The sequence below is a fragment of the Delftia acidovorans SPH-1 genome, from assembly GCF_000018665.1.
Lineage (GTDB): Bacteria > Pseudomonadota > Gammaproteobacteria > Burkholderiales > Burkholderiaceae_C > Comamonas > Comamonas acidovorans.
The window spans coordinates 5,634,624-5,647,448 of the sequence record NC_010002.1; the positions used below are offsets into that span (position 1 = coordinate 5,634,624).

General features: G+C 67.0%; 11 protein-coding genes. 5 read left to right on the forward strand and 6 right to left on the reverse strand.

Annotated elements, in window-relative coordinates; all coding sequences use genetic code 11:
• Positions 1-84: 84 nt before the first annotated feature.
• Genes parC through DACI_RS25710 form a run of 3 tightly spaced genes read right to left on the reverse strand, consistent with a single transcriptional unit; the run spans position 85 to position 5,370 of the window.
• Positions 85-2,472 carry a DNA topoisomerase IV subunit A gene (parC, locus tag DACI_RS25700; RefSeq protein WP_012206882.1) on the reverse strand — a complete coding sequence of 796 codons (2,388 nt, stop codon included), beginning with the start codon at positions 2,470-2,472 and terminating at the stop codon, positions 85-87.
• Positions 2,473-2,511: 39 nt separating this feature from the next.
• Entirely contained in the window at positions 2,512-3,384 is an 873-nt protein-coding gene (locus DACI_RS25705) for a lytic transglycosylase domain-containing protein (protein ID WP_012206883.1), read from the reverse strand.
• 3 nt (positions 3,385-3,387) lie between these two features.
• On the reverse strand, positions 3,388-5,370 hold the full coding sequence (locus DACI_RS25710; RefSeq protein WP_012206884.1) for a DNA topoisomerase IV subunit B: 1,983 nt from the start codon (positions 5,368-5,370) through the stop codon (positions 3,388-3,390).
• A gap of 160 nt (positions 5,371-5,530) precedes the next feature.
• On the opposite strand from DACI_RS25710, the gene DACI_RS25715 reads away from it, so the two are divergent.
• From DACI_RS25715 to bamC, 5 genes are all read left to right on the forward strand, one after another.
• Positions 5,531-6,757: an MFS transporter gene (locus DACI_RS25715; protein ID WP_012206885.1), complete on the forward strand. Its 1,227-nt coding sequence runs from the start codon at positions 5,531-5,533 to the stop codon at positions 6,755-6,757.
• Position 6,758: 1 nt separating this feature from the next.
• A complete protein-coding gene (locus DACI_RS32425; RefSeq protein ID WP_012206886.1) occupies positions 6,759-6,908 on the forward strand; it encodes a hypothetical protein in 150 nt (49 codons plus the stop codon).
• Positions 6,909-6,978: 70 nt separating this feature from the next.
• Positions 6,979-7,548, forward strand: coding sequence for a class I SAM-dependent methyltransferase (locus DACI_RS25720; protein ID WP_043782632.1), 570 nt, complete (start codon positions 6,979-6,981; stop codon positions 7,546-7,548).
• A gap of 75 nt (positions 7,549-7,623) precedes the next feature.
• Positions 7,624-8,520, forward strand: coding sequence for a 4-hydroxy-tetrahydrodipicolinate synthase (gene dapA / locus DACI_RS25725; RefSeq protein WP_012206888.1), 897 nt, complete (start codon positions 7,624-7,626; stop codon positions 8,518-8,520).
• Positions 8,521-8,561: 41 nt separating this feature from the next.
• Entirely contained in the window at positions 8,562-9,674 is a 1,113-nt protein-coding gene (gene bamC / locus DACI_RS25730; protein WP_016447628.1) for an outer membrane protein assembly factor BamC, read from the forward strand.
• A 183-nt stretch (positions 9,675-9,857) separates the two neighbouring features.
• Here the strand turns inward: bamC and DACI_RS31680 are convergent, their stop codons facing one another.
• The 3 genes from DACI_RS31680 to DACI_RS25745 form a co-directional block, all read right to left on the reverse strand.
• On the reverse strand, positions 9,858-10,142 hold the full coding sequence (locus DACI_RS31680; protein ID WP_012206890.1) for a hypothetical protein: 285 nt from the start codon (positions 10,140-10,142) through the stop codon (positions 9,858-9,860).
• A gap of 387 nt (positions 10,143-10,529) precedes the next feature.
• The gene (locus DACI_RS25740) at positions 10,530-11,660 is read right to left on the reverse strand and encodes a cupin domain-containing protein (RefSeq protein ID WP_012206891.1); all 1,131 of its coding nucleotides are present in this window, start codon (positions 11,658-11,660) and stop codon (positions 10,530-10,532) included.
• A 103-nt stretch (positions 11,661-11,763) separates the two neighbouring features.
• A complete protein-coding gene (locus DACI_RS25745) occupies positions 11,764-12,723 on the reverse strand; it encodes an AraC-like ligand-binding domain-containing protein (RefSeq protein WP_012206892.1) in 960 nt (319 codons plus the stop codon).
• Positions 12,724-12,825: the final 102 nt, after the last annotated feature.

Consider the following 12,825-nt stretch of genomic DNA (forward strand, 5'->3'; position numbering starts at 1 on the left):
AAGAGGGCCTGGTGGGCGGAAAAACCCAGAGGAAACCCCTGATCCGCCCCTTTCGCGGAGGGCATTGCAGGGGCGGCCGCATTCTTACTCCACGCGCGTCACGCTTTGCGGCTTGAAGCCCAGGTCGGCCGACTTGCCCTTGCGGCCGCGCGTGCCACGGGCATTGTTGAGACTGCGGATCTCCAGCGTCTCGCTGCGCTCCTTGCCGCCGCGGCCCACGCCATCGATGCGGATGCTGCGCGTGTAGGCGGCAGCGCCCGCCAGCGTGTCCTTGTCCTCCAGGTCGAGCAGCATGAGGCCGCGACCGCCCTTGGCCATGTGCTTGAGGCTGGCGATCTCGAAGGTGAGGATGCGGCCACCCGTGGAAGCGCAGATCACATGCGTGGCTGGCAGCAGCAGGCCCGCGCCCTGCTCTCCTTCCTGCGGCTCGGCGCGTGCGCCCATGGGAACGCCGTAGGCCGTGGACGGGGCGCACAGCGTCTCGCCGTCGGCCAGCGTGACGAAGGCCTTGCCCGCCTTCTGGCGCGAGACCATGTCGCCCACCATGGCCACGAAGCCGTAGCCACCCGACCCCGACAGCAGCAGCGCCGTGCCCTCGGCACCGGCGAAGTAGTACAGGATCTGGGTGCCGGCCTCCAGCTCGATGAGCGTGGTCACGGGCTGGCCATCGCCGCGCCCGCCGGGCAGTTGCGCCACCGGCACCGAATAGATGCGGCCGTTGCTGCCAAAGGCCAGCAACTGGTCCACGGTGCGGCATTCGAAGGTGCCGTGCAGGCTGTCGCCGGCCTTGAAGCTGAGCGTGCCCGCATCGACGCCATGGCCCTGGCGCGTGCGCACCCAGCCCTTGTCCGAGATGATGACCGTGGTGGGTTCATCGACCACCTTGACCTCGGCGACGACCTTCTTTTCCTCCTGGATCAGCGTGCGGCGCGCATCGGCGAACTGCTTGGCATCGGCCTCGATCTCCTTGCAGATCAGGCGGCGCATGGTGCTTTCGCTGCCCAGGATGTCTTCGAGCTTGCCTTGCTCCGTGCGCAGCTCCTTGAGTTCCTGCTCGATCTTGATGGCCTCCAGCCGCGCCAGCTGGCGCAGGCGGATTTCAAGAATGTCGTCGGCCTGGCGCTCGGACAGCGCAAAGGCATCGATCAGCGCCTGCCGGGGCTCGTCGCTGGCCCGGATGATGGCGATGACCTTGTCGATGTTCAGCAGCACGGCCTGCCGGCCTTCGAGGATGTGGATGCGGTCCAGCACCTTGGCCAGCCGGTGCTGGCTGCGCCGCGTGACCGTGGTCTGGCGGAAGGCGATCCATTCCTCGAGCATCAGGCGCAAGCTTTTCTGCACCGGACGGCCATCGAGGCCGATCATGGTCAGGTTGATGGAGCTGGACGACTCCAGGCTGGTATGCGCCAGCAGCGCCGTGATCAGTTCCTGCTGCGGCACCTTGCCGGTCTTGGGCTCGAAGACCAGGCGCACCGGCGCATCCTTGCTGGACTCGTCGCGCACGCCGTCGAGCACGGCCAGCATGCTGGCCTTGAGCTGGGTCTGTTCCTGGCTCAAGGCCTTCTTGCCGGTCTTGACCTTGGGATTGGTGATGTCCTCGATCTCTTCGAGCACCTTCTGCGCCGAGACGCCGGGCGGCAGCTCGGTCACCACCATCTGCCACTGGCCGCGCGCCAGCTCCTCGATCTTCCAGCGCGCGCGCAGCTTGAGGCTGCCACGGCCCGTGCGATAGGCGTCCTGGATGTCGGAGGCGCTGCTGATGATCTGCCCGCCACCCGGATAGTCGGGGCCGGGGATGATCTGGAACAGTTCCTCGTCGCTGAGCTGGGGCCGCTTGATCAGGGCCACGCAGGCGTCGGCCACCTCGCGCAGGTTGTGGCTGGGGATTTCCGTGGCCAGGCCCACGGCAATGCCGCTGGCGCCATTGAGCAGGGCGAACGGCAGGCGCGCGGGCAGTTGCTGCGGCTCCTGCGTGCTGCCGTCGTAGTTGGGCACGAAGTCCACCGTGCCCATGTCGATCTCGTCGAGCAGCAGGCCCGTGATCTTGGACAGGCGCGCCTCGGTGTAGCGCATGGCGGCTGCGCCGTCGCCGTCGCGGCTGCCGAAGTTGCCCTGGCCATCGACCAGCGGATAGCGCTGGTTGAAGTCCTGCGCCATGCGCACCAGCGCGTCGTAGGCCGACTGGTCGCCGTGCGGGTGAAAGCGGCCCAGCACATCGCCGACCACGCGTGCGCTCTTGACGGGCTTGGCCGCCGTGTTGTGGTTGGGACCGCTGTAGCTCAGGCCCATGCGGTCCATGGCGTACAGAATGCGCCGCTGCACGGGCTTGAGGCCGTCGGTCACGTCGGGAAGTGCCCGGCCCTTGACCACGGACAGTGCGTATTCGAGATAGGCCCGTTGCGCGTACTGGCCCAGGTCCAGTGCATCGCCGGCCGCCTGTTGTGCCAGATCCAGAGAGGTTTGGTCGCTCATGAAGAAATTCGTGATCTCAAAAAATGCAATGAATGCCGCTCATTGCGGCGTGGGCAGTCCTGTGGGCAGCGTCATGCGCACCCGGGGCGTGGTGCCCGGCAACGCCGCTGCTGCAGGCGCTGCAGGGCCCGCGCGCTCGCGCCCGCCCTGCAGCTGCTCGTAGATGCCGAGCACGGCCTTCACGTAATTGCGGGTTTCCTGGAAGGGAGGGATGGCCTGGCCCGCGCGCCGCACGGCGCCCTCGCCTGCGTTGTAGGCGGCCAGCACCAGGTCCAGCCGGCCGGGGAACAGCCCCATCAGATGGTTGAGGTAGCGCGCGCCAGCCGGCACGTTGACGGCCGGATCGGCCAGTTGCTGCTGCACGCTGCGCTGGCGGCTGGCCTCCACGCCGAAGCGCTGGGCCGTGGCCGGCATCAGCTGCATCAGGCCGACCGCCCCCTTGGGCGAGATGGCCTGCGCGTCAAAGCCCGACTCGACGGCGATCACGGCCTTGAGCAGATCGTAGTCCACGCCCGTGTGGTCCGCCGCCTTGCGCAGATGGCCGCGCACGCTCTTGTAGCGCGGCGAGATGTCGAAGAAGCTTTGCAGCCGCGTATGCGCCTGCAGCCTGCGGCCGGCATCGCCGCTGCCGTCAGCGTCGGCAGCGGCCTCGGCCTGCACCATCGGGGGCTTGAGCCCCTGCTCGGCGCTGTCATAGACCGAGCCGCGAAAGTACAGCCTGTAGCGCTCGTCCAGCGCCTCGGCAGCGAAGTGCGTGATGCCGCGCTCGTCCACGAAGGCCCAGAGATCGGCATGCGCCGGCCGCGCCAGCCCCCACAGCGCCAGGGCCAGGCCCAGCGCCGCCAGCGCGCGCACCCCGGCGCCGCGCGCCAGGTGCGGGCGGTGCTTCAGGGCGGCGCGGAGCACAGTCATGGGTCAGATGTCGACTTCAATGGCGTCGCCATGGAGCTCCATGAGCTCGCGGCGCGCTGCGGCCTCGCCCTTGCCCATGAGCTTGGTGACGACCTGCTCGGCCGCCGCGAAGTCCAGGTTCATGAACTGCACGGGCAGCAGGCGGCGCGTGTCGGGGTTGAGCGTGGTTTCCCACAGCTGCTCCGCATTCATCTCGCCCAGGCCCTTGAAGCGGCTGATCTGGCATTTTTCGCGCGGCACGCCGTCCTTGGCCGATTTGTCCAGGATGGCGGTCAGTTCGCCCTCGTCCAGCGCGTACATCTTGGCCGCAGGCTTCTTGCCGCGCGCAGGCACGTCCACACGAAACAGCGGCGGCAACGCCACATGGATGTGGCCGGCCTCGATGAGCTTGGGGAAATGGCGGAAGAACAGCGTCAGCAGCAGCACCTGGATGTGCGAGCCGTCCACGTCGGCATCCGAAAGAATGCAGACCTTGCCGTAGCGCAGGCCCGACAGGTCGGGCGTGTCGTTGGGGCCATGCGGGTCCACGCCGATGGCCACCGAGATGTCATGGATTTCGTTGTTGGCGAACAGCCGGTCGCGATCCACCTCCCAGGTGTTGAGCACCTTGCCGCGCAGGGGCAGCACGGCCTGGGTTTCCTTGTTGCGGCCCATCTTGGCGCTGCCGCCGGCCGAGTCGCCCTCGACCAGGAAGACCTCGTTCAGGCTCAGGTCGCGGCTTTCGCAATCGGTGAGCTTGCCCGGCAGCACGGCCACGCCCGAGCCCTTGCGCTTTTCGACCTTCTGGCCCGCCTTCTGGCGGGTCTGCGCGGCCTTGATGGCGATCTCGGCCAGCTTGCGGCCCCATTCCACGTGCTCGTTGAGCCACAGCTCCAGCGCGGGGCGCACATAGCCGCTGACCAGGCGCACGGCATCGCGCGAGTTCAGGCGCTCCTTGATCTGGCCCTGGAACTGCGGGTCCAGCACCTTGGCGTTGAGCACATAGCTGGCGCGCGCAAACACGTCGTCCGGCATGAGCTTGACGCCCTTGGGCAGCAGCGAGTGCATCTCGATGAAGGCCTTGACCGCCTGGAACAGGCCGTCGCGCAGGCCGCTGTCATGCGTGCCGCCGGCGGTGGTCGGGATCAGGTTGACATAGCTTTCGCGCAGCGGTGCGCCGTCCTCGGTGAAGGCCACGCACCAGGCGGCGCCCTCGCCTTCGGCAAAGCTGTCGTGGTGGCGGTCGGCAAAGCCTTCGCCCTCGAACAGGGGGATGACCGCCTCGCCATGCAGGCTTTGCTGCAGGTAGTCGCGCAGGCCGCCCTTGAACTGCCAGGTCTGGGTGTCGCGCGTCTTCTCGTTGACCAGGGTCACCGACACGCCGGGCATGAGCACGGCCTTGCTGCGCAGCAGGTGCATCAGCTCGCCCATGGGCAGCTGGGGCGATTCGAAATAGCGGGCATCGGGCCACACGCGCACGGTCGTGCCCTGCTTGCGTTCGCCCGCGGCCAGCGGCCGCGACTGCAGGGGCTCGACCACGTCACCGCCCGAGAAGGCGATGGTGGCCACCTTGCCCTCGCGGTGGATGCAGGCCTCAAGGCGCGTGGCCAGCGCATTCGTGACCGAGACGCCCACGCCGTGCAGGCCGCCCGAGAAGCTGTAGGCGCCGCCCTTGCCCTTGTCGAACTTGCCGCCCGCATGCAGCCGCGTGAAGACCAGCTCCACCACGGGCGCCTTTTCCTCGGGATGCATGCCGAAGGGGATGCCCCGGCCGTCGTCTTCGACGCTGTAGGAGCCGTCGGAATGCAGGGTGAAGCGGATTTTCTTGCCGAAGCCGGCCAGGGCCTCGTCGGCCGCGTTGTCGATCACCTCCTGCAGCACGTGCAGGGGGTTGTCGGTGCGCGTGTACATGCCGGGACGCTGCTTGACGGGCTCAAGGCCCTTGAGCACGCGTATCGAGCCTTCGGAGTATTCGCTGGCGGAAGTGGGAGATGGTTTGACTGCCATGGGGGCGGATTGTAGTGCGCGGCCCGGCTCAGTGCTGGATGCATTCACAGTCATTGACAGTGACTATCCCGAAAAAGCCGCTGCCATCAAGGGCCGCGCTGGCGCATGGGCGACCCAAGCGGCACAGCGCAAAACCCGGAGTTTCGCTAAAGTTTGCCGCATGCACAAAAACAACCAACCCATGTCCATGGTGCAGATACTGCTGTGCGGGGGCGCAGTCGTGACGCTGTCCATGGGAATCCGCCACGGCTTCGGCCTGTGGCTGCAGCCCATCACCCAGGAGATGGGCTGGACGCGCGAGTCCTTCGCGCTGGCCATCGCCATCCAGAACCTGTCCTGGGGCGTGCTCGGCATCTTCGGCGGCATGCTGGCCGACCGCTTCGGCGCCTTCCGCGTGCTCCTGGTGGGCGCGCTGCTGTATGCGCTGGGCCTGGCCGGCATGGCCATGGCGCCCACGACAACCTGGTTCGCCCTGACGGCCGGCGTGGTGATCGGCGCAGCCCAGGCAGGCACCACCTATGCCGTGATCTACGGTGTGCTGGGCCGCCAGATTCCCGTGGCGCGGCGCAGCTGGGCCATGGGCGTGACGGCGGCGGCGGGCTCCTTCGGCCAGTTCTTCATGGTGCCCGTGGAAGGCAGCCTGATTTCGAACTTCGGCTGGTCCAACGCCCTGCTGCTGCTGTCGCTGTGCGCGCTGATGATCATTCCGCTGGCCTTCGGCCTGCGCGAGCCGGGCTTCCAGCCCGGCAACGCCCGTCCCGTGCGCGACCAGAGCGCGGGCCAGGCCGTCGCCGAAGCGCTGCGCACGCCCAGCTTCGTGCTGCTGACGGCCGGCTACTTCGTCTGCGGCTTCCAGGTGATGTTCATCGGCGTGCACATGCCCAGCTACCTCAAGGACTACGGCCTGGCACCGCAGGTGGCCAGCATCTCGCTGGCGCTGGTGGGGCTGTTCAACATCGTTGGCACCTACGTGGCCGGCAACCTGGGCCAGCGCCTGCCCAAGCGCTACCTGCTGTCCACCATCTACTTCACGCGCTCGGTGGTGATCGTGCTCTTCCTGCTGGCGCCGCTGACGCCGTGGTCGGTCTACATCTTCTCTGCCGCCATGGGCCTGCTGTGGCTGTCCACCGTGCCGCTGACCAACGCCACCGTGGCCCAGATCTTCGGCGTGCAGCATCTGTCCATGTTGAGCGGCATGGTGTTCTTCAGCCACCAGGTGGGCAGCTTCCTGGGCGTCTGGCTGGGCGGCTATCTCTATGACCACACGGGCAGCTACCAGGTGGTCTGGTACCTGGCCATCGGCCTGGGCGTGGCCGCCGGCCTGCTGAACCTGCCCATACGCGAAGCCCCGGTGGCACGGTTGCGCGCGGCCCAGGCCGCTGCCTGACATGACGACATCCACCAGGCCCCGCTCACGCATCCTGCGCAGGCTGGCGCTGTGGGCCGCCGTGCTACTGGTGCTGGGCCTGGTCTTCATGCTCTACCTGCAGCCGCAGTTCATGCTGGGCATGGCAGACCAGATCTGGGCCTGCTTCTGAAATGGAGGCGGAGCGGCGAAGGCCCGGCGGCACAATGTCGGCCGCTTTCACTTTATTTCCAAATTTGCACATGCACGCAGCCACGCCGCCCTCGCCCTGGATCCAACGCTGGTCGCACCTTCTGGCACCCCAGGCCTCGGTGCTTGACGTGGCCTGCGGCCCCGGCCGGCACATGCGCTGGTTCCAAGCGCGTGGCCACGCCGTCACCGGCGTGGACCGCGACGCCCAGGCCCTGGCCGGCCTGCAGGGCGTGGGCGAGCTGCTGTGCGCCGACATCGAAAACGGCCCCTGGCCCCTGCCCGGCCGGCAGTTCGGCGCCGTGGTCGTGACCCACTATCTGTGGCGCCCGCTGTGGCCGGCACTGCTGGACAGCGTGGCCCCCGGCGGCGTGCTGCTGTACGAAACCTTTGCCCAGGGCAATGAGGCTTTCGGCAAGCCTTCCCGCCCCGATTTCCTGCTGGCGCCCGGCGAGCTGCTGCAGGCCTGCACGGGCTGGCACATCGTGGCCTACGAGCACGGCCAGCTGGGCGAGCCCGATCGCATGGTCCAGCGCATTGCGGCACTGCGCCCCGATGCAACAGGCCGGGAACCCGTGGCCATGCTGGCGCATCAGAAGGCGTCAGGCTCTGCAATCGCCTGAATCCCTACAGGCGCCCGCCTTGGGCCTGCCTCCGACACTCGTTAGAATGATCCTTTCCCGTTTTTTCTTGCGGACATGACATCCTCCTCCGTCGCTCTCACTGGCAGCATCGTTGCCCTCATCACGCCCATGCACGAGGACGGTAGTGTTGACTACCCGGCGCTGCGAAAACTCATCGATTGGCATGTGGCCGAAGGCACGGACTGCATCGGCGTGGTGGGAACGACAGGTGAATCCCCCACCGTCAACGTGGAGGAGCACTGCGAAATCATCCGCGTGTCCGTCGAGCAGGCCGCGGGCCGCGTGCCCGTGATGGCCGGCTGCGGCGCCAACAGCACGCACGAGGCCATCGAGCTGGCCCGCTACGCCAAGAAGGTCGGCGCCGACAGCCAGCTGCAGGTCGTGCCCTACTACAACAAGCCCACGCAGGAAGGCCAGTACCAGCACTTCAAGGCGATTGCCGAAGCGGTGGGCGACCTGCCCGTGGTGCTCTACAACGTGCCCGGCCGCTCCGTGGCCGACATGCAGCACGACACCGTGCTGCGCCTGGCGCAGATCCCCGCCATCATCGGCATCAAGGAGGCCACGGGCAACATCGAGCGCGCCCAATGGCTGATCCGTGAAGTGCCCAAGGACTTCGGCGTGTACTCCGGCGATGATCCGACCGCTGTGGCCCTGATGCTGTGCGGCGGCCACGGCAACATCAGCGTCACGGCCAACGTGGCACCGCGCCTGATGAGCGATCTGTGCAAGGCGGCCCTGGCCGGCGATGTGCGCACCGCCATGGACATCCAGCTGCGCCTGATGCCCGTGCACAAGAACCTCTTCGTCGAGGCCAACCCCATTCCCGTCAAGTGGGCCGCAGCGCGCCTGGGCCTGTGCGGCCCGGCCATGCGCCTGCCGATGACACCTCTGAGCAAGAACCTGGAAGCCACCGTGGAAGCCGCCCTGGGCTCCGCTGGCCTGCTGTGAGGCGCCCTGCCCCACCGACCGAACGCACCAAGGATATTCGCGTGAAACAGCCCATTGCACGTCTGAGCCTGCTGAGCCTGGCCATCGGCCTGACAGCCTGCACGACCACGTTCCAAGAGAGCAAGATCGACTACAAGAGCGCCGGCAAGCAGCAGGCGCCCACCCTGGAAGTCCCCCCGGATCTGACCCAGCTGTCCACGGATTCCCGCTATGCCGTGCCCGGCGGCGTGGTCTCCGCCGCAGCCATGGAAGCCAACTCCAAGGCGCAAAAGCCCGCCGAAGGCCGCACCGCCACCGCCGCCCTGGGCGATGTGCGCATCGAGCGCAACGGCGAGCAGCGCTGGCTGGTGATCAAGCGCCCGGCTGACCAGCTGTGGGAGCCCGTGCGCGACTTCTGGCTGGAAAACGGCTTCATCTTCACTACCGAAGACCGCCAGCTGGGCATCATCGAGACCGACTGGGCCGAGAACCGCGCCAAGATCCCGCAGGACGTGATCCGCAAGACGCTGGGCAAGGTCTTCGATGGCCTGTACTCCACCAGCGAGCGCGACCGCTTCCGCACGCGCCTGGAGCGCTCGGCCGACGGCTCCACCGAGGTCTACATCACGCACCGCGGCATGCAGGAGGTCTACACCAGCGCCCAGAAGGACCAGACCATCTGGCAGCCGCGCCCCTCCGACCCGGAACTGGAAACCGAATTCCTGCGCCGCCTGATGGTCAAGCTCGGCGTGAGCCAGGAGCAGGCCGATGCCGTGGCCAAGGCCAACACCACCACGGCAGCCGCCACCGGCAGCGTGCGCATGGAATCCGCCAACGGACAGCCCGTGCTGCAGATCGACGAAGGCTTTGACCGCGCCTGGCGCCGTGTCGGCGTGGCCCTGGACCGCACGGGCTTCACCGTGGAGGACCGTGACCGCAGCCGCGGCATCTACTTCGTGCGCTATGTCGCGCCTGACGCCAAGGTCGAGCCCAAGGGTTTCTTCAGCAAGCTGTTCAGCCGCTCGCCCGATGCGGCTGCGCCGGTCAAGTACCAGATCCAGGTGCGCAGCGAAGGCGACAAGTCCACCGTCACCGTGCTCAACACCCAGGGCCAGCCCGAGACATCGGCCAATGCCCAGCGCATCGTGCGCGTCATCACCGACGACATGAAGTAAGCAAGCCTCTTTTCGAGCCTTGGGGCGGCAGCGTCCGCCCTTGGCTTGCAGCCACCGCGCAGTCATTTGCCGGTGGCTTTTTTGCTGGACCAAAGCAAAGCGAAGACGAAAAAAAACCGCAGCCCGAAGGATGCGGTTCTTTCGCAGCAGAGGCCGAAACCTCTGCCATCGGCGAGGGCCGAATTACTGCTTGGTGGCTTCCTTGGCGGCAGCGTCGGCAGCGGCCTTGGCGGCGTCTGCAGCGGCAGCGTCAGCAGCGGGAGCAGGTGCTGCAGCGTCGGCGGCAGGCGCTGCGGGAGCAGCAGCGTCGGCGGCGGGAGCAGCAGGAGCTTCTGCGGGAGCGGGAGCTGCCGGTGCGGGAGCTTCAACGGCGGGTGCGGGAGCGGGGGCCGGAGCCTCTTCCTTCTTGCCGCAAGCGGCCAGAGCTGCAGCAGCGATCACGGTAGCCAGGATCAGAGAGTTCTTCATCACAGTTTCCTAGAGAGTAGGTAAGAAGACAGTACACAGGAGGGGCCCCGCCACTTGCGCCACCGGATGCGGGCAACCGGTACGCGGCGGCCAAGCCACGTCAAACACATTCATTCGACTTGGAGCGAATTATAGGGAGATTTTCTCAAGGCTGACTGAAACTGACAGCCTCTGAACAATTCCGCACAAATCCTCTTGCCAAGTCCGAATGGGGCAGCAGGAAGCTGCCTTGGCGTCCACTGTGTAACAAAACCAGGTTGCTGTCAATTTACTGACGAACCCAAGACAATTCTTTACAAATCTATCGGAGTCCGCCTTGAATCAGCAGAACGCTGTCAACGGTGAATGCCCGAACTTAGCATGACTGCGTCACAGCGTCTACCCGGTTCAGGACAGCGGCCCGCCTCGCACCCAGCCGGCGTCAAACCAGGAGGACAGCAGCTCCAGCGCGTCATCGCTGGCCTTGGCCAGGTCGGCGCGTGACAGGGCGCGCGTATCGGCCAGCTTGCGCATCAGGGTGGCATCGCGGCCACCGGCCAGATAGCTTTCGCCGTTGATGAAGATGTGTTTTGCGTCATACATCATGCGCGTGCGGCGATCGAGGACCACGCTCTCGAACATGCCGTGCTCCTCGCCATGCTCGAACCAGACATTGGCCTTGGGCTCGGTCATGTACTCGCCCAGCGCGCGCTCCAGCGCCAGCGGCTCGGCCAGCGCGCGCTCCAGCGCCTTGCGCGCGAAGTCGTGCAGGCTCGACGGAATCTCGCCCGGAGCCTCGACGGCGGGCTGGTCGGGATCGCGGTAGACCATGGGCGCTTCGGGTTCATCGGGCTCGTCGGACATGCGCAGCAGCAGCTCGCGGGCCAGTTCGTCGCGCGCGGGCGAGCGAAAGCCGATGGAGTAGGTCATGCACTCGCCCTCGGCGATGCCGTCATGGGCCCACTTGGGCGGCAGGTAGAGCATGTCACCGGGCTCGAGCACGAACTCCTCCTCGGGCTCGAAATTCGAGAGCACCTTCAGCGGCACATCGGGTTGCAGCGAAAGGTCCTTCTGGCGGCCGATGCGCCAGCGCCGGCGGCCATGCGCCTGCAGCAGGAAGACGTCGTAGCTGTCGAAATGCGGGCCCACGCCGCCCTGGTCGGTGGCAAAGCTGATCATCAGATCGTCCAGCCGCGCCTCGGGCACGAAGCGGAACTGCTGCATCAGCTGGTGCACGCCGTCGTCGTGCAGGTCCACGCCCTGCACGAGCACGGTCCATCCGGGCTTTTGCAGCGAGGGCAGGCTGCGGCGCGACAGCGGGCCGTGGCTGAGCTTCCATTGGCCACCGTCCTGCTGCTGGATCAGGCGCGACTCCACACCGTCCTCGCCTGCCATGGCCAGCAGCCTGGCGCGGGGAATCAGGGGCTTGAAGCCCGGGATTGCCTGGCGCACCAGCAAGGGCTTCTTGTGCCAGTGGCGGCGCATGAATTGGGAAGCGGTAAGCCCGCCCAGCAGGGCAAGCGGTGTGTTGGTGTCCATGAAATGGTCCGAAGTGAGCGAAGAGACAGGGCGGCATTGTCCTATGCGGGCATTGCCCTGTCCTGGCGCCAGCGCAAGCTGCCCCGCAATGGCTTCGTGGCAGTCAGCCGGCCGGCTTGCGCATGGCCCTGAAATCCGAGGGCGACAGGCCCGTATAGATCTTGAAAGCGCGGCTGAAATGCGCGGTGCTGCCAAAGCCGCAATCCATGGCGACCTCGGTGATGGTGCGCTGCGCCTGGGCGGGCTGCAGCAGCTCGCGCATGCACAGCTCCAGGCGGCTGTGCTGTATGAAGGCGCCCAGGCTGGTCTGGCTGTCCGCAAAGGCGTTGTGCAGATGGCGCTTGCTGCAGTTGAGCGCGGCGGCCACGGACTCCACCGACAGGCCCGGGTCGCGCAGGTGGGCCGCCACATGGGCGCGGATGCGGTCCTGCAGCGCCAGTTGCTGCGTGCCTGCCGTGCCCTGCCCGGCCAGCTCCTGCAGCGAAAGATGGACCATGTCCACCAGCAGCTCGCCCGCGCGGCGCGCCAGATGCGGCGCCATACCGGGCAGCTCCTGGTACGTGCTGCGCATGGTTTCCAGCGCGATGCGGGCAATGCCCGAGCTGCCGCCCACATTGCGCCCCATCAGCCCTTCCAGCCGGATGCCCCGGTCCACGATGGCCTGGCGCGGCAGCATCACGATGAGGTGTTCAGACCATTCGGGGTTGGTGACCTCGTACTCCTGCGCCGTGTCATAGATCACCCAGCTGCCCTTGCGCACGCTGGCCTCGCGGTTGTGCTGGCGCACGCTGGCCACGCCCTCCCAGGGCGCGACGATCTTCAGATAGGGGGACTCATGGGCGCGCAGGCCCTGCATGCTGCGCATGACGCGGTGGCGGCCCGCCTCCAGCCGGGTCAGCACCACATCGCCGGCATTGGCCACGCGCACATGGCCTTCGAACAGGCGATCGCCATAGACATCGGTATCCAGGCCCGCAAACAGGCTCGACATCCAGGCGTGCCAAGCCGACGCCGTCTCGCCGGGCGGCAGTCCGTCGGTGCTCAACACCATGGCATCGGTCATGTGCGGTCCCTCCTGCTCGCCGCACGGGTGAAGGATCTGTGTGCGGCCATGGACTTGATTATGGGAAAGTGCAGGCCCATCGCGCCCCTTGGCTTTCCCCGC